We start from the raw sequence: 20206 nt of genomic DNA, 5'->3' as shown, positions 1-20206 counted from the left end.
CTCTTTCTATTAGGTAGCACTTGAAATATCTGAATCTACCAAAGCTTCCTGCAGTCGGGCTGGCAGCTTTAATCGAGTCAGCATAGCAGCATAGTTCAGCGCATTAAGAAATGCAGCCTCACTTGCACCACCGTGACTTTTCACAACACACCCGTTTACACCCGCCAATACTGCTCCGTTATATATAGCAGGCTCAAACCTTTTCCCCCAAGCACGCAAAGAAGGCATCAACATCGTCGCAAGCAATCGACTGTACCAGTGTGCCTTGAGATACTCACTGAGAGAGTCCACAATAAGACGCGCAACTCCTTCACCCGTTTTCAAAGCAACATTGCCGACAAAGCCATTGCAGACAACCACATCAGCTCGCCCTTCAAACATCCCATCACCTTCTACGAAGCCAATGAAGCGAAGCCTCTTGTCATTAGCCAGAATCTCGGCCGCAGCCTGCACCACCCCACTACCTTTAACTGGTTCTTCGCCTACATTCAGCAAAGCAATTCCAGGATCAACCCGCCCTGTCATCAGTGCTGCGAGCACACTCCCCATAATGGCATAGCTATGAAGATGGCGAGAAGTCGCCTCCAGATTCGCCCCCAAATCAATCAATAAGCATTGCCCTTTTCGAGTAGGAAGAGTGGTAGCAATAGCTGGACGATCTACCCCCTCAAGACGTCCGAGAATGGTACACGCCATTGCCATCAGCGCACCGGTATTGCCGGCACTGACCATAGCATCGACGTCTCTTTCTGACAGCGCCCGTAGCCCGATTGCCATAGAAGAATCACGCTTACTGCGCAAAACCTGAGATGGTTTATCACTCATAGCAATATCAGACTGGGAAAATGCAACAGATATCCGCGCAGCCAAACTTTCGTGCTTTTGCACAAACGGCAAAAGGACATCTTGCGCACCGTAGAGACGCACATCGACATCAGGCTGTGAGGAGAGAAACTTGAAAATAGCGGGGAGGGTAACGCGGGGACCGAAGTCCCCGCCCATCACATCAACTGCAATGGTTGTGCGCAGTGGCAAAATTAGTCTTCAGACTTGCTTGCTACTACTTGACGACCACGATAAAAACCGTCTGGAGAAACGTGGTGACGCAGGTGAGTTTCACCGCTGGTTGCATCAACGCTCAGTGCAGGTGCACTCAGAGCGTCATGAGAACGACGCATACCACGCTTAGAACGGGTTTTACGGTTCTGTTGTACTGCCATGACTAAGAAGCTCCTAAGTCTATTTCTTCAATTTCAGCTGTGTTAACACATCAAACGGATTGGACGCTGGCCTTTCGTCCAATACTTCTTCGACCGCCTCGCCGTACTCAGTCTTGACCTCACAATCTTCGTGCAGAGGCACGAGAGGTAAACTGACTATCAGCTCGTCTTCCAACACGGGAAGCATCTCAACAAACTCATCACTCACGATCAAAGGGTCGTAATGTGACGGTAAATTTGCTGCAGCTTCGTCGTGCCAGACGATCCCCAGGGAGAAGTCGCTCTCCACTGCCAACTTCACTGACTCCAGACAACGCTGGCAGGTCATTTCAACCTGAGCATGAAGATCACCTCGCACAAAGCGAATACGCTCTTCATCCACGCCAAACTCCATTGACACTTTCACAACCCCTGCAGAGCCCTGCAGCGACTCAACCAGACGCGTGAAATGGGATAGAGGGAGTTCCCCGGTCCAGGAGCTCCCTTTTTCAGCCCACTTACGTGGGTTAATTTTTGCCGGAAATGCTTGATTCGACATAAGCGCGCAATGATATTCACCAACCCCGGCAGTGTCAAAGGTCAATTACATACATAATGTATTAACCCCGGTGCTGTGTAACAGAACACCGCAACCTTTGCGTGAGGCATATTAATGTTAGACTCCGCGCCTATTGTCCACTCCAGAGCGGCTCCATGCAAATGCCTTCTTCCAATCCTCCGCAGATAGTTCTGGCCTCCACCAGTCCATACCGCAAAGTATTACTCTCCACACTTACCTCTTCATTTGTATGCACCAGCCCCAGCGCAGACGAAACAGCCCAGCCAGACGAAGCAGCCGATGCTCTGGCTCAGCGTCTAGCCAGGGCGAAAGCAGAAAGCCTTATTAACCAGCATCCTTATTCGCTCATCATCGGTTCAGATCAGGTTGCTTCGCTCAACGGTCACTGTCTCGGCAAACCCGGTAACTATGACAATGCTTTTACACAACTCTCCATGAGTTCAGGTCAGATTGTGAGTTTTTTCACTGGCATATGCCTGCTGAATAGCCAGTCTGGTAAGTATCAATTAGACGTAGTGCAATTTGATGTGCGCTTTCGACAATTAACGAAAGAGCAAATTCATCACTATTTGCTACGAGAGCAACCTTATGACTGCGCAGGCAGTTTCAAATCAGAGGGGCTGGGTATTGCACTATTTGAAGAAATGCGTGGCAGTGATCCATCGAGCCTGATTGGTTTGCCCTTAATCCGACTAACACAGATGCTGATGAATGAAGGGATTGATATTTTGACGTTGGAGTAAAACACTCTCACTTTAAACAAAAAGGCGCAGAAACATGTTCCTGCGCCTTTACTTTATCAGTCATGTCCAGACTGGATAACTCAGTGCATCAATGGCAAATCCAAACCCAGCTGTTGCGATACCCCTCGACCAACACTGACACCAAATTCTCTGGTCAGTTTTTGCCAAGGCGACATCTCTGGTGCATAGTCTTGCACCTCATCCAGCCCAACAACCTCCCTGGCAACACTATCTACGCTACCCAAGCCATCAATCAGCCCGAGAGTCACCGCTTGCTGTCCGGTCCAGACCATACCAGTAAACAAGTCCGGCGCATCCTTAAGTCTGTCACCACGTCCTTTCTTCACCTCATCGATAAATTGCTGATGAGTGACATCCAGCATCGCCTGCCAACGCTGGTCAATCTCCTCAGACCGAGGACTGAAAGGGTCCAACAGGTTCTTGTATTTACCTGATGTCATGGTTCGGCGCTCAACGCCCAACTTATCCATCAGCTGCACAAACCCAAAGCCTGATGAAATAACGCCAATGGAACCGACGATACTGGCTTTATCAGCATAGATATCGTCCGCAGCGGCTGCCACATAGTAGCCTCCTGAAGCTCCGATATCATCGATCACGGCATAGAGCTTCTTGTCAGGATGCAACCCTCGAAGACGTTTGATTTCATCGTAGATCTGCCCGGCCTGCACGGGACTGCCGCCTGGGCTATTGATACGCAGAATGACTGCTTTGGCATGAGCATCAGCAAAGGCATCACGCAATGAAGCATTGATAGCGTCCGCACTTGCCTCCTCACCATCCGCAATAACACCCTTCAGGTCGATCAGAGCAACGTGATCCTTGGCCCCCAACTCGGTCTCTGCACTAGGCCATGCGAGCAGAAGAATAACGATGAAGTAGCCCAGCGTAGCGAGCTTAAAGAAGATCCCCCAACGTCTTGCCCTGCGTTGCTCCCTGAACAACCCAAGTACGACTTTCTCAATAAGGCGCCATTCCTTATTGGTGCGCACCTCCAGCGGCTGACCAGAGAAGTCCTTGTCCACACCAGTGCTACTTGTATCCTGTTGATCGGATCCTTCCGGCCGCCAATTAGAGTCGCTCACCCTTTCTCCTTAGTTTCCGTAAGCCAATGAACAATATCGCGAATTGAAGTGAAGAAAGCTTTCGGCGCAAAGGGTTCCAGCCGCTCCGCACCATGTACGCCATAGAGAACAGCTGTAGAGTCGATACCAGCCGCTTGCGCCATCTGTAAATCAAAACTGGTATCCCCTACCAGCAGCGCGTCGCTTGCCTGTACCCCATAATGCTCCAGCAGCTCAAAAAGCATTTGAGGATGGGGCTTGGAGGCCGTCTCATCAGCGCAGCGCGATGCTGAAAAATACTCACCCAGGCCAGTATTCTGCATTCCTCTGTCTAGTCCACGGCGACTTTTCCCAGTTGCCACCGCCAGAGAGTAACTAGCCTCTCGCAATGCGGTAAGCGTTTCTCTGACGTGAGGAAATGTCGGAGATGGCTGCTGATCTGCATCAAAAAAGTGATGACTATAGATTGTCCGGAAATACTGATTGGATTGAGGAGATATCCCCGGAAACAAAGCTTCAACCATTTCAGGCAAACCCAACCCGATCAATTCCCTGATCTGACTAGCGCTCGGCTGAGCAAGCCCGGCATCTTTGGCTGCCCGCAGCATACATTGTGTGATTCGCTGTGCAGAATCGATAAGCGTTCCATCCCAGTCAAATATGATCAGTTTGTACATCAGCCATCCCGTAAATTTATTGCGACTCCAAACATCCGCCAGGTAAAAGCGTTAAACACTAACTGTTTGTATAGCGTTGACGTGCCTCGTTCATCAACCGGGCAATCTGCCGTGGTTTTTGATAAGGCAACGAGTGATCCGTACCTTTCACCTCATGGTAGTTAACCATGGTGTTTTGCCTGGCCAGATGAAGATAGTGATCATGCAACTCGCGAACACTACGCCCACCCGCAAATAATTCTGCGTGCTGTAAATGCTCAAGCAACTGATCCCGCTCGACCTCATGGGCCGAGCGAGTCACAGAGTCCAGTGCATTGGCAAATCCTAACGGTCGCTCTGCCAAACGGCTGATCGTCATAGACTCGGTTTTGTCTGATCGATTGCGCCCCGGCGCAATGGTATCGAGAAACAAACGAATTCCATCACTGGGATCATGCTGTTGGCGAATATGCTGTGCCGCCTCAGAGTAACGCTCACGAATACTCCTGACCTCATTGATATCGGCTCGGTCCAGCAGTGCAGGCTCCAGCAGATAAAGCTGTCCCACTCGTGAAGGATTACGCTGCTTAAGCAACATGGCTATTAACCCCCCGAAGGAGTAGCCACCCAGATCGAAACGCCACCACCCGAGCTGATCCAGCAGACGCACAACATCATCACACACTTCCTGCACGGTAAAAGTGGATTCACTGCCGTCCAGGTAACGGGTTTCCCCCATTCCTCGCAAATCCGGCACGAGTATCTGACCCCAATGATCCAGATGCTCGACAATCGCAGACCAGGTCAGCTCCCCTGCCACACCCGCGCCATGCAGCAGCAACAAGCGTTCGGAAGAAGAGGCAACATTGTTGGTATATATCTGATAGGAAACATCTACGCCGTTCACTGAAAAACTGCGGCGTACCACTGAGTAACTTTGCTGGATCATGAGTTCCGACTGCGAGACTGCGGGTTTGGAACAAAACTGCGGTATATCACTGGCGAGCAGATGAAAGTAGCCACCCTATTCTCTGTCACCTGGCTGATTTCCGGACCTCAGAATCAGCAACATTGAGTCACATCGCGATATACCAGAACTATGGGCTCCAGGAGCCAACCGTTGTTAGCCTACACCTTTCTTATCTGGCTGGGTAGAATTCCCTGCTTCGCTACCAGGAGTCGTTCGAGTGCAATTTATTTCACTGCCATATCTGAATGCTGAAGATGCTTTTGTTGGCATCAAGGCGGGAACATACCCTGTTCTACTCGACTCCAACGCGCCCCACTCACGCGATGGCCGATTTGATATCGCTGCCTGCGATCCACTCTTTGTACTCTCTTACACCCCCGGCCAAGGTATCTGTTTGCAGGATGCCTCAGGGAGGATATTGCCCTGCCCGGACGATCCCTTCTTGGCGACAGAGCACCTGCTGTTGCGCTTCGGGCAGATCAGCACCGACACCGATCATCCTGACATTCCCTTTTATGGCGGTTTGTTAGGTTACTGGTCATATGATCTGGGCAGAGTTGTTGAACATATGCCGCAGCTGGCAGATCACGATATAGCCTTGCCCGACATGTATTTAGGGCTGTACTCCTGGGCAAGGGTTACCGATCATGCCAAACAATCAAGCTGGCTGGTCATCCATCCTCAATGCCCCTACTCTGCTGAATTTCTTATCCAGCGTTACCTCTCTCAGCAAGCACCATCAGAACCTTCTGCTTTTGAACTGACGTCCCCCTGGTCAAGCAACATGGATCGGGCTCAATACGGTGAAAAGTTCCGTAGCGTCAAAGACTACATTCATGCAGGTGACTGTTATCAGGTCAATCTGGCACAACGCTTCAGCACAAATTTCCGGGGGGATAGCTGGCAGGCATATCTTCGACTGCGTAAGCAGGCCCCTACTCCTTTTGCTGCCTACCTTTCTTTGCCCCAAGGTGACATCTGCTGCCTTTCGCCAGAGCGTTTTCTGGCTGTTAATCAACTTCAGGTGGAAACCAAGCCGATCAAAGGCACCATTCCAAGAGGCACGACCACTAATGAAGATCAACAACTGATGGAGCAACTGCGCAATAGCGAGAAGGATCGTGCAGAGAACCTGATGATCGTCGATTTGCTGCGCAATGACCTTGGCCGAAGCTGCGAGGTTGGGAGTGTTCAGGTGCCACTGCTTTTTGACGTGGAAAGCTACCCCAACGTTCATCATCTGGTCAGTACAGTAACCGGCAGACTACGCAACTCAGCTGACCGTCTCGACCTGCTGAAGGGAGCCTTTCCCGGCGGCTCTATTACCGGCGCCCCCAAGATTCGCGCGATGGAAATCATTGAAGAACTGGAGCCTCACAGGCGTAGCGTCTACTGCGGCAGCATCGGCTACATCAGCCTGCACGGTCGTATGGACACCAATATCGCCATCAGAACAGTGCTGTTCCATCAGGGTCAGGCGCATTGCTGGGCGGGAGGCGGCCTGGTCGCAGACTCCGTTGAGGAGTCGGAGTATCAGGAGACCTTAAGCAAGATAGGCAATTTGCTCAGAGCGCTGGCTTAATTGCAGCAAGCTCGTAATACAAAGCCCCGCTGCAGATCAGATATCGCAGCGGGGAGAGAGCATCAGGCGTTAATGTTCAGGTAACTTAACATCAGCAAAGAGTTCATCGATTTCCTGCCGTGATGTGCACTCACCTGCTTTCTGAACCCGATCACGGGTCAGATGAGGGGCAAACAATTCGAGGAAGTCGTACATATAACCACGCAGGAAGGTACCCTTACGGAAGCCAATTTTCGTCTGACTGGGCTCAAACAGCTCACTGGCATCCAGTGCCACCAGATCATCATCGACCTCCGGCAACACTGCCATGGAGGCAATAATGCCGACCCCTAACCCCAAGCGTACGTACGTCTTGATCACATCAGCATCCACCGCGGTAAAGACCACACGAGGGTGAAGCCCCTTGCTATTGAACGCATCGTCGAGTTTGCTGCGACCAGTAAAGCCGAACACATAAGTCACTAACGGATAACGAGCCACATCCTCAAGCGTCAGTTTGCCTACCTGCGTCAACGGATGATTACGCGGCACCACGACTGAACGGTTCCAGGTGTAGCAAGGCATCATGATCAGATCACTGAAATGCTCCATCGCCTCGGTGGCAATCGCAAAATCGACAGTACCATCTGCTGCCTCTTCAGCAATTTGCATCGGAGTTCCCTGATGCATATGCAGACTGACGTCCGGATAGCGTCCCATAAAACTCTTGATCACAGGCGGTAACGCATAACGCGCCTGGGTATGGGTCGTAGCAATGGACAGGCTGCCCTTACGCTCATTACTGAACTCTTGTGCAACCTGTTTAATACTTTCAACCCGACGCAGAATTTCTCCTGCCATACTGAGAATGCTTTCACCGGCAGGAGTGACATGGGTGAGATGCTTACCGCTACGGGAAAAAATTTCGACGCCTAACTCATCTTCGAGAAGTCTGATCTGCTTGCTGATGCCTGGCTGGGAGGTATAGAGACTTTGGGCCGTCGCTGACACATTCAGATCGTGTTTGGCGACTTCCCAGATATAGCGTAATTGCTGGAGCTTCATGCATTCCCCCTGGCCGTATCTGGTTATTGCTTTCCGGGCAGTGCGAACTGTTATAAATAACCGTTATACAAAAGGACCCGAATATTCCTTTTTCGATAATTTAGATAAGGCCATGGGATTTCACAAGTGAGAATTGTATCCGTGCACCATGCCGATCCTGAAAGATGAAGCTTGCCAGCCCGAAGCGACGCTCAACAGCAGGACTCCGGGCTTGCCTCAGGTCAGATGGGCATCCTGGACAGGTGACGCAACAGTTGCTCGGCTGACAATACGCCAGACCAGCTCATCGACCGCATCAGATCACCCTGAGAGGAATAGAAAACCAACGCTGGAGGGCCAACCAGCTCGTAAAATTTGTACATGCGCTGATGGTCTGCCGTGTTCGCGGTCAGATCAACACGGATCAGGTGAAAGCTTTTCAGCTCCTGCATGACAGCCGCATCTTTGAAGGTAAAAGCGTCCAGCTCCTTGCAGGAGATACACCAGTCAGCATAAAAGTCCATCATCACCGGACGCCCCTGCTCTTTGGCTTGAGCCAGCTGCTGCTGTAATTCCGCCCAGGTCGTGACAGTGTGAAAATTCAACTCCGTACTGACGTTACCTTCATGACTACTCTCCGCATAGACTGCCAGGGGAGCAAGTGGATTGCGACTACCACCTGCCAGTCCCACCAGCAATACGACTGAGTACAACAGCACAAGCAGTGCAATACCCTTACCCAGACGCCTTCCCGCACCGGCATTATTATCAAGAGGCTGTAATGCGCCCAACACGACAGCCGCCAGCAGCAATACAATGGCCAGCAAAGCCAGCACTAATCCCAGTGGCAATACGCGCTCCAACAGCCACAAAGCCATCAGTAACATCAGTACGCCGAAAACGTGCTTGACCGATTCCATCCAGGCGCCGGCTCTCGGCAGGATATGCCCCGCAGACGTGCCGACTATCAATAATGGCACCCCCATCCCAAGGCTCATGGCAAAGAGTGCTGCCGCGCCAAGCCCTGCACTCCCCTGCTGGCCGATGAAGATCAATGCGCCAGCCAGCGGAGCAGCCACACAGGGTCCAACAATCAGTGCTGAAAGCATGCCCATCATGGCAATTCCAAGCCATCCGCTCCCATTCTTCCGATTGGCAGCAACACTAATGTGACTTTGCAATGCTGAGGGCAACTGAAGGGTAAACACCCCAAACATCGCCAGCGCAAAGGTCACAAAGAACAGAGCAAGCAAGATCAGTATCCATGGTGCTTGTAGCTGTGCCTGAAGATTGGCGCCAAATAATCCAGCGATCACCCCCGCGATCGTGTAGGTCACTCCCATGGCCAGCACATAGGTCAGGGAAAGAAAAAAAGCACGTCGGCTGGACATCATCCCTTGTTGGCCCGCAATCATGCTGGAAAGAATGGGAATCATTGGAAACACACAGGGCGTGAAGGACAGACCCAGACCGGCAATAAAGAAGGCCAGCACAATGACCCAGCTACTCTGCTGTTTCAGCAGCTGCAGGAAGTCAGCCTGTCCCGCCAAAAACCATGAGCCCGCGCTGCTGGCAGATATCTGCTCGCCTTCCGGAGGCGCAGTGACACCTTGTCCCTGAACAGACTCTGCAGGCCCGGAGAGCTTGCTGCTCTCCACACTGCCAGCCGGTAAGACGGGAGTATTTATGCTGTCGCTGGTACGAACGGGAATATCTGTCACCTTCAGCTGCTGCTGTACAGGAGGAAAGCAAATCCCTCCTTCCCAGCACCCCTGATAGGTAACTGTGAGAGTATCCGCAGCAGCCGCACTCTCATCTCGAGCAAGAGAAATTTGTGCATGAGCCTGCTGGTGATACACCACGACCTTACCGAACAGAGGATCCGGCTTCTCCTCGCCCGGATCGGGCAGCATCAGGCTCTCCACCTGACTGCCGGATACCTCGACCTTGATCTTGTCTTTGTAGAGATAGTAACTCGGGCTGATATACCAGCTCAGCGCCACCTCGCCCTTCGCATTGTGATCAACCGACATCACAAAAGCCTGATCGACCGGCAACGGCTCAGTATTTGAAGATTTATCGAACAACCCAGCGTAAGCGGGTGATATCAGAATGCCCAGCAGGCAGGCGAATACTATGCGTAACATGCAGATACCGGAAAATAAGGACAGATATGGCATAGAGCGTTTCGACCGTCAGAAGTTCCCCAACCGTCGTCAGGCCCTGCATATCTCAATCGTTCACATACCAGTCAGAACAACAAAGAAATGCAGGCTATTAAGCCAATAGTTTGAATCTTATGGGCTTCTGTGCCTGAGCTCACTATGGTACAAAGCTCGGGGGGACGGCATGGCCGTCACACAAAGGGCTTAGTATAAAGGCCGCAAGGCCAGGAAAGAAAATGACAGATTCACGTGTAGAAAACCTCAATATCGAATCCCAGACGCTGCTTTCAACACCCGATGAGTTGAAAGCCAAGCTACCCATTTCTGAGCGCGCACGTAATACCGTGCTAACAGGCCGTGATATCGTGCGTAACATTCTGGACCGTCAGGACCACCGCCTGATGGTGGTGATTGGCCCCTGCTCCATCCATGACGTAGAAGCGGCCAAAGACTATGCAAAACGCCTCAAAGCCCTGGCGGAAGAGCTGTCTGATACCCTTTATATCGTCATGCGTGTGTATTTTGAGAAGCCCCGCACTACTGTCGGTTGGAAAGGCCTGATCAACGACCCCTATCTGGATGATTCCTTTGACATCGAGACCGGTCTTTATACCGCTCGCAAGTTGCTGCTCGATCTGTCCGAGCTTGGCCTCCCCCTGGCAACAGAAGCACTGGACCCTATCTCTCCACAGTATCTTCAGGACCTGATCAGCTGGTCAGCCATTGGCGCTCGTACCACTGAATCACAGACTCACCGTGAGATGGCAAGCGGCTTGTCCTGCGCTATCGGCTTCAAGAATGGAACGGACGGTGGCCTGGGCGTCGCCATTAATGCCCTTCAGTCAGTGTCACACCCGCATAACTTCCTGGGTATCGATGATCAGGGCAAAGTGGCCATCACCCGCACTCGCGGTAACCAGTATGGCCATGTCGTACTGCGCGGCGGCAACAGCAAACCCAACTACGACTCCGTCAACGTCGCGCTTTGCGAACAGCAACTGAGTAAGGCAGGTGTCTCGACCAACATCATGGTTGACTGCAGCCACGCCAACTCCAACAAAGATCCTGCACTGCAGCCTCTGGTCGCAGACAACGTCGCCAACCAGATTCTGGAAGGCAACAAATCCATCATGGGTCTGATGATCGAGAGCCATATCAACTGGGGCAGTCAGTCCATCCCGGCCGATCTGAGCGAATTGAAATACGGCGTATCAATTACCGATGCCTGCATCGACTGGGCGACAACTGAGACTTGCCTGCGCAGCATGCGTGCCAAGCTGAAAGACGTGCTACCCACTCGTTAAGCAGCAAAAGCATACATGCAGAACAAAAAATGGCCTTCGGGCCATTTTGGGATACTGACAAACCCCGGTCATTTTGATCGGGGTTTTGTTTTTCTGCCGTCTACTGCAACGTTTCCGTCGCTGAGTTCAGCAAAGCGCGGGGCGGGCATAGTGCTAACCGTGCAGTTCTTTGGCATCGGCAAAGCTTCGCTCTACCGTTTCCTTGCGGCGCTGATAGAGAAGTTGCCCTCCCGAGCTCAAGCGGTGCTGGCTGATCCGCTCCTTACTGTCCTCCCAGACATGACGTGTCAGCGTCTTTTCCCCTTTCACGTTGCCGGTACAGCGCTCTCGCTGTAGGCAGTTAAAACAGCGATCAGGGTCTGAGCGGCAGTGGCGGTAGCCGTTGCGATCGGTGGTCTTGTATATCAGGGCAGGTATAACGATCCTGCTCGGCGTCGTCGTGGTATTCCCGCTTGTAGAAGTAGCCCTTACGGTGGGTCGGCCGCCGATGACGCCGTAGATCTGGCGCGCCTCCAAACCTGTGCAGATGCCCGCCGTGCAGTAACCGGCCTCCAGCCCCACCGACCGGATCTCGAAGCCGAACCGCTCCGCCTGTCGATCCAGACGCCTCAGGTAAGGTACGCTGTCGTGGACATTGCCGGGCGTCAGGTGAACATCGGTGATGATGTTGCAGCGCCCATCCACGGTACGGTGATCCAGGTAGAAGAAGCCTTTTGCTTGCCGTTTGTTCTTGTTGGTATTGGCCTTCAAATGGGTGGAGTCGGTGTACAGCGTCTTGCCGGAGACCAGTTTCTTACGCATCGCCTGCAGTACGATCTCATCGAAGATCTGCTGGTACACCTTGGACTCGTTGAAACGGCGGCGTCGGTTCTGACTCAACGTTGAGGCATCGGGCACCTTGTCGGTGAGGTTCAACCCCAGGAACCAGCGATAGGCGACGTTGACCTGCACATCGCGAATCAACTGGCGTTCACTGCGCACACCGTAGGGATAACCGAGGAGCAGCAGCTTGAACAGTCGGATCGAGCGCGGGCCGGCCATTGTCCCTGCAGTAGAGGTCTTTGACCCGTTCATGGATGAAGCTGAAATCGATGGTCTTGTCGATCTTGCGCAACAGGTGATCGGCGGGGACGAGTTCGTCGATGCAGACAAACTCCCATCCGGACTGGGTGGGGCTCTGTCTTTTAGCATGGCCCGATTATAGGAACCCCCGCCCGAGGGCGAGGGCTATGTCAGCAGTCTGAGGCGGCCTAAAGCCGCCTCAGATGCAAAAGCGCTGATTAACGCGCAGGTGTTCTCATCGTGACGAACTCTTCTGCCGCGGTGGGATGGATACCAATCGTGGCATCAAACACCGCTTTGGTGGCACCGGCCTTCAGTGCAATACCAATCCCCTGGATGATCTCCCCGGCCTCCGCTCCTGCCATGTGCACACCGACAACCTTATCAGTAGCGGAATCAACGATCAGCTTCATCAGACAGCGTTCATCACTGCCACTCAGGGTATGACGCAGGGGCCGGAACTCTGAACGGAAGACCTTGATGTTGCCATAGCGCTCTCTGGCCTGTTCCTCACTCAAGCCCACGGTGCCAATATTGGGATGACAGAAAACCGCAGTGGGAATGTTGTCGTAGTCAGGCTCAGGGCGCCCTTCCCCGTACAGATGATTAGCCAGGAAGGTGCCTTCCGCCAACGCCACCGGCGTCAGCTGCACGCGGTCAATAACATCTCCCAGCGCGTAGATGGAAGGTACAGAGGTCTGGAACCGGTTGTTGACCTTGACCGCACCTTTGTTATCCAGGGCTACCCCCGCCGCCTCCAGCCCAAGACCCTGAGTATTGGCAACACGACCCGTCGCGTACAGCACCTGATCGGCATGGAGTGCAGGGCCATTACCTGTGCTCACCTGAATCCCCAGTGAGGTTTGTGACAGCTCAGTCACATCGGTATTGAAGTGCAGCCTGACACCTTTCTTGGCCATTTCAGTGGCGACGTATTCACGAATTTCCTGATCGAAACCGCGCAGGAACAACTCACCGCGATACAGCAAATGCGTTTCAGCTCCCAGCCCTGCGAAGATGGACGCAAACTCCACGGCAATATAACCCCCACCGACAATCACAATCCGTTGAGGAAAACGCGCCAGATCAAATATTTCGTTGGAGCTGACAGCAAGCTCCCGGCCAGGAATGTCAGGGATAAACGGCCAGCCGCCAGTGGCCACCAGAATCCGTTCACTGGTGTAGGTTTTATCTCCCACCCTGACGGTGTGCTCATCCACCAGCGTGCCGCGGCCGTCGATCAGTTCTACACCTGCATTGCCCAGCATATTCCGGTAAATGCCATTCAGACGGCTTATCTCGCTCTTTTTGTTGTCACGCAGTGTGGCCCAGTTGAATCTGGGCTGCTCCAGTTCCCAACCAAAGCCAGCAGCGTCATGAAAGTCATGACCGTAGTGCGCCGCATAGGAATACAACTTTTTCGGTACGCAACCGACATTGACACAGGTTCCGCCCATATAGCGGTCTTCACACACCGCAACGCGGGCCCCCAAGCCAGCAGCCATACGCGAAGCACGCACACCACCCGATCCGGCACCAATGACAAACAGATCAAAATCGTACTGGCTCACACATCACTCCTTTCAGCTTGAAATCTGTCATTTATCAGGTCTCTGAATACGCTCTCAGCGACCCGTCCGAGTCGATTGCATTACACTTCGACTCTGTTACTCTTCAGCGCCAGAAACTGCACCGTAAGCATTCCTTAATCGTTCCACTTCAACGAGTTGCTGTCCGTTGAACTCACATAAACAGTGCCATGCATACTAAAAACGTTATCTATTTCAGCCAGGCCGACACCATCCCTGCGCTGTTCATGGAACGAGTAAAACGTAATCAGGCAGAGGGTATTGCCTACTGGATTCATCAGCCTTCGACCCGCCAGTGGCACTCTCTCAGCTGGCAGGCAGTCCATGATGCCGCTGCACGCTGGCAGCAGGCCTTTGTGCGTGAGGGGTTGCAGCCCGGTGACCGGGTGGCCATCATGCTCAAGAACTCCCTCGACTGGGTACTGTTCGATCTCGCCGCACTGGGTCTTGGGCTAGTCACTGTCCCTCTTTACGTCAATGACCGGCCCGGTAATGTCGCCCACATTCTCAGGGAAACCAACACTCGGCTATTACTGTTGAGCACCGCTAATCAGTGGCAACAACTGCAAGATATGCAGTTGGATGCGCCTGATTTAAAGCGTGTACTGTCGCAGCAGCCCAACGAACATAGTGATGTCATGGCGCTGGAGGACTGGCTGGGCGCAGAGGATGACACTTCAACGCCCGTCAGCTATCAAAACCGGCAGACCGATACGGATGCCCTCGCCACTATTGTGTACACCTCCGGCACTTCGGGCCTGGCCAAGGGCGTCAAACTCAGCCACCGCAACATTCTGAGCGATGCCTCTGCTGTTTTGGAAATTATTGATGCCTATGAGGAAGATAAATTTCTTTCCGTGCTGCCACTGTCACACATGCTGGAGCGCACCGCAGGCTACTACATTCCGATGATGATCGGTGCCAGCGTGGCGCATGCCCGTGGCATTGAAACCCTGGCACATGATCTGAAGCAGGTCTGCCCAACAGTTCTGATCGCTGTTCCGCGCCTGTTCGAGCGTTTCTATCGCAAGGTAGCGGACAGCCTCAATCAGCAGCCACGCAAACGCTGGTTATTCAGTCTGGCCATCAGGGCTGGCTGGCGCCAGTTTATGTATCAGCAAGGTGAAAAACGCTGGCACCCGTTGTGCCTGCTGGCTCCGGTGTTGGTGCCCAAGGTCAATCAGGCAGTGATGCAAGCCTTCGGTGGCAAACTGCGCCTGGCCGTCAGCGGTGGCGCGGCACTGGCCAATGAACTGGCAGAAGTATTCTGCAGCCTGGGCCTTGATCTGCTGCAGGGGTACGGTCTGACCGAATGCAGCCCGGTTGTGGCCGTCAACCATCTGGATACCAATCACCCCCACAGTGTCGGCAAGCCCCTGCCCCATCTGCAGATCAGGTTTGGCGATAATCAGGAGCTGCTGATCAGGGGTGACAGCGTCATGCTCGGTTACTGGAAACATGATGACGCCAGTGCTGCCATTTTCGACGAAGATGGCTGGCTGCGAACGGGTGATCTGGCACGCCTCGATCACAAAGGCAGGCTGCATATCATGGGGCGTGCCAAAGACATCATGGTGCTGTCCAACGGCGAGAACATTGCCCCCAGCGATCTGGAGCAAAGTATGGCTCTTGATCCCGTGGTCGAACAGGTTATGGTCTACGGTGATGGTAAAGCCTTTGTGACGGCGCTGGTCGTAGTCAACCCTGACCACTGGAAAGCGCTGTGCAAGGACGAAGGCTGGGACGCTGCACTGCTCAATAACCCCACACAGGAAATGCGGAGTAAGCTGGCACGTCGCCTCAACGGCCATCTCCACGCTGTTCCAGGCTTTGCCAAGGTCAAGCAGGTCATTCTGACGGATGTTATGTGGAGCGTGGACAATCAATGTCTGACACCTACGCTCAAACTGCGCCGGGAGCAGATCATTGCCCGCTTCGAGCCTCAACTGAATCAGCTGTATCGCGCCCTGCTGGGATAATGCCCGGTACTGACCTCCCAGGCTCTGCAGAGCCTGCCCTTTATATCCCCGGCGTTGATGACTATTAACTGCTGGGGATGGAGAGGCGAAGACCACGAAAGCAGTGCTATCAAATGATGTTCGTCGCGCTGCCGCGTTAAACAGCAATTTAAGGATCCAATCTATGAGAACCAGCTTGCTTACATGCGCTCTGCTACTGGCGGCCAGCTCCAGTAGCTGGGCGGCCAGTCTGGTGGAACAGGGAGATGCTGCCAAGGCAGCCGGACACTATACCCAGGCAACCCAGTACTATCGCCAGGCCGCTGAGAAAGGTGACAGCGACGCCCAGTACAAGCTGGGGCACTGGTATCTGAGCGGTGAGGTGACCTCCCCCGACTACTCCGAAGCCATCAAGTGGCTGACCATGGCAGCTGATGGCGGCAAAGTCGAAGCGCAGACCGACCTCGGCGAAGTCAATCTGTTCGGCCTCGGCATTCAGCCTGATCCGGTCGAAGCCTATAAATGGTTCAGCATGGCAGCCTATCAGGGCAATGCGGTTGCCCAATTCAACCTTGGTCTGATGTATCAGAATGGCCGTGGCGTCCCACAGGACATCAATGAAGCCCAGAAATGGTATACCGACGCCGCCAAACAGGGTCTGGCCAATGCCCAGTACGCGCTGGCCAGCGTGCTGTATTCACAGCAAAAATACAGCAAGGCGGCCATCTGGTATGAACGCGCCGCCAAGCAGGATCTGGTCAGCGCCCAGTACAACATCGGTGTGATGTTCATGAATGGCACTGGCGTAAAGCAGAACTTTAAACTGGCCGCCGGCTGGTTCAAGAAAGCGGCCGAACAGGATCATGTGGGAGCGCAGGTGAATCTGGCCAGCATGTACCTGACAGGTGACGGCGTGAAGAAAGACGGTCAGCAGGCCTTGAAATGGTACCAGCTGGCTGCCCGTCAGGGGGATATGAACGCCCTCTTCCGCATCGGCAAAATGTATGAAGAAGGTCAGGGTTTGCCGGCGGACATGGATGAAGCCATCGCCGTCTATCGTCAGGCCGCCAAGAAGAACTTCCCGCCAGCCATGTTCACGCTGGGTCAGCTGTACTCAGAGGGTAAAGGTGTACAGCAGGACGACAGTGAAGCTGTCAGCTGGTACACCCGCGCCGCCGATCAGGGTTCCGCCGAAGCGCAATTTACCCTTGGCCAGTTGTTTGGTGCCGGCAAGGTCGTCAGCAAAAACCCTGAGAAAGAATTCAAGTGGTATAAGCGCGCAGCGGAACAAGGTCTGCCTGTGGCGCAATACAACGTCGGCTGGATGTACGCCAACGGCGCCGGTACCTCACAGGACTATCAGCAGGCCTTCAAATGGTATGGTCTGGCCGCCAGCCAGCAATATGCACTGGCGCAGCTGAATCTGGCGATTCTCTATCAGAATGGTCAGGGAACCACCCGGGACATTAAAAAGGCCATCAAGTGGTATCGACTGTCTGCCAAAAATGGCAATGAGCAGGCGCAAAACATTGTGGTGCAGATCAACAAGCAGTTTCCGCCCGGCCCTGACGACGAATAACCTCCTTTTCATTCAATAAAAAACCCTCGGCGGCACTGCCACCGAGGGTTTTTTATTGCGTTAATTACTTGTCCATTCCTTGGCGCCAGCACCTGACAGCGCGGAGTCAGATCGCGGCACGCTCTAAATACCCGCCGCAACCATCTCCCTTATCTTGCTGGCCTTCTCGAAGTGGTCTAACTGATGAGTCTCGATCCACCACCGCGCCGCTTCCATAAGAACATCAGGCTGATCGTTCTTATTTTTGAAGAAGGCATAAAAGGACAACCCGACCTCTGAACCCTTTCTTTCCATTTTCTGATTACAGATGTCGATGATTTTTTTTCTGAGCTCTTTGCGCATATCTGCACCTTCCCTTGGCTTCACACGTCACAGCAAGCTCTGGATCAGCCGGACTGACCGACCGTAGTCGTCTTGCCTGCCTCAACATCACCTTCCAGCGGCTTGCGGCTCCAGTATCCCGCCAGCAAGGAGCCAGAAATATTGTGCCATACACTGAACAGTGTGCCGGGCAGCGCGGCTACCGGCGTAAAGAACTTCATTGCCAGCGCAGTGGCCAGGCCCGAGTTCTGCAGACCCACCTCAAAAGCAATGGTACGGCAGACCTTGCGATCAAAGCCCAGCAACGCTGTCACGCCGTAACCCAGCGTCAGACCAATGCTGTTGTGCAGGATCACCGCCAGCGCTACGACACCACCCACTTCCGCCAGCTTGCCCGCATTCAGAGCGACCACAATGGCGATGATCATGACGATGGCAATCATGGAAACATAGGGAAGCAACGGTTCAGCCTTACGCACCCAGCGTGGTGACAGCACATTGACGATCACGCCAATAGCCACAGGAGCAAAGACAACCTGCACCAGGCTTATCAGCATGGGCTGCACCGGCACATCAACGCTCTGGCCGATCAGTGACGCTACCAGCACAGGCGTCAGGAAGACACCGATCAGGGTGGAAATAGCCGTCATCGAAATAGACAGTGCCGTATCCCCCTTGGCCAGATAGCACATAACGTTAGAAGCGGTTCCACCTGCCACGCTGCCTACCAGCAGCATGCCCACAGTCAGATCCGCATCAAAACCGAACAACTTGGCAACCAGCCAGGCCGCAATCGGCATGATCAGAAACTGCAGCAATACACCGGTGCCCAAAGCCTTGGCATTTTTCATCACATTGGAGAAATCTCTCGGCGTCAGGGTCAGACCCATTGCCAGCATAATGACGGTCAGCAAAGGCACGATCTGACCCTTCAGCGGTACAAACAAAGCAGGTTGAAAAAAGGCCAGCAATGACAGCAGGACGGCCCAGACAGGGAAAAGTTGTAACACCATGGCGGCTCTCACATCACAGAATGACGACAGTTGAGTTATTTTTCGCGCCGCAATAGGTAACACAACTAAACAAGTTAAACAAATCAATTCATTGCAGCAGCACACACATGACAGCAGCTACCGAGAGCGGGAGGATGGCTGATATCGCCACCGTGTCATTCACATGCAGCGATATCCTGAACAGGACGAGCAAAACAGGTCAGAACAGCTCAACCTCTCCCGCTGCCATGGATTGCTGGCTGACAGGCTTGACCTTGTGTCGCTGCTGGCTGCGCTGATGAATCTCCTTGCACTGCGCCAGCAGCTCTTCGACAGAACCCGTGTTTTTCTGCAGCACATCGGCAGCCTGTGACAACGCCTGCACATGGAAAGCAGCCGTTTCGACAGTCTGCAGGGTAATGTCTTCAAACTGCAGAGCACGGATTGCATTGGCAACTGCTGCATGGATATCACTGGCAGTGTGGGCGACCACCTGCATCTGGCTGTTCAGCTCTGCGTTGAGCGCGTCGACGCCACCGAGCATCTGCTGCATCTTTGCCCGGCGCTGGCTGCTTTCTGCTATATCACTGCGGGCAACCCGGCTGACAGTGGACTTCAGCTGCTCAATAGTCGCTCTGGCATCATTCACCCGCTCACGAATTTCGCTATTGAGACTGGCCGAGCTGACCGACAGTGATCTCACTTCATCAGCCACTACTGCAAAACCACGCCCCGCTTCGCCTGCTCTTGCCGCTTCGATACTGGCATTGAGCGCCAGCAAGTTGGTTTGTCCCGCCAGCTTTTCGACGTTCTCGATCAACTGGAAGATGCCATCAAGCTTGACCATCATGTCATCAATGTTGGTCACGGTTTCCTGACTGTTAGCCGAGACCCGCTCCAAAACTTCACTCAGTTCCTCAAACACCGTGCCCACATTGCGGGTGAACGCCTTCATGGAGTGGCCACTGTGACTTTCAGCACTGCCTGACATGGCATAGCTGATGGCATCATTCTGCTGACTGGAGAGCTGCTCCACACTGCGAAAGCTGTTGTTCAACGTCCCCACGGCATCACTGACCAGCCGGCGTACCCGCTGCAGCTCGCTGTCAATCAGTCCGGACTCTCCCTGCAACAGCTTGCCCACTTCGCTCAGCGCTCTGGCAGGCGCCAAAACCGATGCCTCAGCCTGTGCAGCAGACTGCGGCTGTGTGGCAACAGCCGGTGATGTCGTCAGCGCCAGTACGATAGACAGCAACAGTGCCACCGCTGCACACAGCAGCGTCAGCCACATGGGGGCAGCAAAGTAGACGCTGGCCATCACCACCAGCGTGAGAGTAGCGCCAGTCCATTGCATCAGTTTATTCGGCATTCCAGACTCTCCTTTACAGCTGCATCGTC

17 protein-coding genes and 1 pseudogene are annotated in these 20206 nt (G+C 53.5%); 5 read left to right on the top strand and 13 right to left on the bottom strand.

Annotated elements, in window-relative coordinates; all coding sequences use genetic code 11:
• Window positions 1-9 precede the first annotated feature (9 nt).
• Genes plsX through QCD60_RS21945 form a run of 3 tightly spaced genes read right to left on the bottom strand, consistent with a single transcriptional unit; the run spans window position 10 to window position 1758 of the window.
• A complete protein-coding gene (gene plsX / locus QCD60_RS21955; protein WP_279788432.1) occupies window positions 10-1035 on the bottom strand; it encodes a phosphate acyltransferase PlsX in 1026 nt (341 codons plus the stop codon).
• A 2-nt stretch (window positions 1036-1037) separates the two neighbouring features.
• Window positions 1038-1220 (bottom strand): 50S ribosomal protein L32, encoded by a 183-nt coding sequence (gene rpmF / locus QCD60_RS21950; protein ID WP_104151557.1) that lies wholly within the window; start codon window positions 1218-1220, stop codon window positions 1038-1040.
• 19 nt (window positions 1221-1239) lie between these two features.
• The gene (locus tag QCD60_RS21945) at window positions 1240-1758 is read right to left on the bottom strand and encodes a YceD family protein (RefSeq protein WP_279788428.1); all 519 of its coding nucleotides are present in this window, start codon (window positions 1756-1758) and stop codon (window positions 1240-1242) included.
• 155 nt (window positions 1759-1913) lie between these two features.
• Between QCD60_RS21945 and QCD60_RS21940 the strand changes: the two genes are divergently transcribed.
• Complete coding sequence (locus QCD60_RS21940) at window positions 1914-2522, top strand: Maf family nucleotide pyrophosphatase (protein WP_347950250.1); 609 nt, start codon at window positions 1914-1916, stop codon at window positions 2520-2522.
• 80 nt (window positions 2523-2602) lie between these two features.
• Here the strand turns inward: QCD60_RS21940 and sppA are convergent, their stop codons facing one another.
• From sppA to QCD60_RS21925, 3 genes are read right to left on the bottom strand one after another with little or no spacing between them, the layout of a single operon-like run.
• Window positions 2603-3628 (bottom strand): signal peptide peptidase SppA, encoded by a 1026-nt coding sequence (gene sppA / locus QCD60_RS21935; RefSeq protein ID WP_279788426.1) that lies wholly within the window; start codon window positions 3626-3628, stop codon window positions 2603-2605.
• Window positions 3625-4284 (bottom strand): HAD-IA family hydrolase, encoded by a 660-nt coding sequence (locus tag QCD60_RS21930; protein WP_279788424.1) that lies wholly within the window; start codon window positions 4282-4284, stop codon window positions 3625-3627. Before QCD60_RS21930 ends, sppA begins: the two co-directional genes overlap by 4 nt.
• A 58-nt stretch (window positions 4285-4342) precedes the next feature.
• A complete protein-coding gene (locus QCD60_RS21925; RefSeq protein WP_279788421.1) occupies window positions 4343-5212 on the bottom strand; it encodes an alpha/beta hydrolase in 870 nt (289 codons plus the stop codon).
• 238 nt (window positions 5213-5450) lie between these two features.
• Here QCD60_RS21925 and pabB point away from each other — a divergent pair, with 238 nt between their 5' ends.
• Complete coding sequence (pabB, locus tag QCD60_RS21920) at window positions 5451-6815, top strand: aminodeoxychorismate synthase component I (RefSeq protein WP_279788419.1); 1365 nt, start codon at window positions 5451-5453, stop codon at window positions 6813-6815.
• A gap of 69 nt (window positions 6816-6884) precedes the next feature.
• Here the strand turns inward: pabB and cysB are convergent, their stop codons facing one another.
• Entirely contained in the window at window positions 6885-7859 is a 975-nt protein-coding gene (gene cysB / locus QCD60_RS21915) for an HTH-type transcriptional regulator CysB (RefSeq protein ID WP_104151562.1), read from the bottom strand.
• Between the two features lie 221 nt (window positions 7860-8080).
• A complete protein-coding gene (gene dsbD, locus QCD60_RS21910) occupies window positions 8081-9985 on the bottom strand; it encodes a protein-disulfide reductase DsbD (RefSeq protein ID WP_279788415.1) in 1905 nt (634 codons plus the stop codon).
• Window positions 9986-10239: 254 nt separating this feature from the next.
• On the opposite strand from dsbD, the gene QCD60_RS21905 reads away from it, so the two are divergent.
• Window positions 10240-11307: a 3-deoxy-7-phosphoheptulonate synthase gene (locus QCD60_RS21905; protein ID WP_279788413.1), complete on the top strand. Its 1068-nt coding sequence runs from the start codon at window positions 10240-10242 to the stop codon at window positions 11305-11307.
• A 100-nt stretch (window positions 11308-11407) separates the two neighbouring features.
• On the opposite strand, the pseudogene QCD60_RS21900 reads toward QCD60_RS21905, so the two are convergent.
• Window positions 11408-12451, bottom strand: a pseudogene (locus QCD60_RS21900) (IS1182 family transposase).
• 136 nt (window positions 12452-12587) lie between these two features.
• Window positions 12588-13940 carry a glutathione-disulfide reductase gene (gor, locus tag QCD60_RS21895; protein ID WP_279788411.1) on the bottom strand — a complete coding sequence of 451 codons (1353 nt, stop codon included), beginning with the start codon at window positions 13938-13940 and terminating at the stop codon, window positions 12588-12590.
• A 188-nt stretch (window positions 13941-14128) separates the two neighbouring features.
• Between gor and QCD60_RS21890 the strand changes: the two genes are divergently transcribed.
• The gene (locus tag QCD60_RS21890; protein ID WP_279788409.1) at window positions 14129-15937 is read left to right on the top strand and encodes an AMP-dependent synthetase/ligase; all 1809 of its coding nucleotides are present in this window, start codon (window positions 14129-14131) and stop codon (window positions 15935-15937) included.
• Window positions 15938-16100: 163 nt separating this feature from the next.
• On the top strand, window positions 16101-17495 hold the full coding sequence (locus QCD60_RS21885) for a tetratricopeptide repeat protein (protein ID WP_279788407.1): 1395 nt from the start codon (window positions 16101-16103) through the stop codon (window positions 17493-17495).
• Window positions 17496-17618: 123 nt separating this feature from the next.
• Here QCD60_RS21885 and QCD60_RS21880 read toward each other — a convergent pair whose 3' ends face one another.
• From QCD60_RS21880 to QCD60_RS21870, 3 genes are all read right to left on the bottom strand, one after another.
• Entirely contained in the window at window positions 17619-17837 is a 219-nt protein-coding gene (locus QCD60_RS21880) for a DUF6500 family protein (RefSeq protein ID WP_279788405.1), read from the bottom strand.
• A gap of 44 nt (window positions 17838-17881) precedes the next feature.
• Window positions 17882-18829 (bottom strand): bile acid:sodium symporter family protein, encoded by a 948-nt coding sequence (locus QCD60_RS21875; protein ID WP_279788403.1) that lies wholly within the window; start codon window positions 18827-18829, stop codon window positions 17882-17884.
• 199 nt (window positions 18830-19028) lie between these two features.
• A complete protein-coding gene (locus QCD60_RS21870; RefSeq protein ID WP_279788401.1) occupies window positions 19029-20177 on the bottom strand; it encodes a methyl-accepting chemotaxis protein in 1149 nt (382 codons plus the stop codon).
• Window positions 20178-20206: the final 29 nt, after the last annotated feature.

Origin of the sequence: Pokkaliibacter sp. MBI-7, from assembly GCF_029846635.1 — a bacterium.
GTDB lineage: Bacteria > Pseudomonadota > Gammaproteobacteria > Pseudomonadales > Balneatricaceae > Pokkaliibacter.
This window is presented reverse-complemented; position numbering and strand designations above follow the sequence as displayed.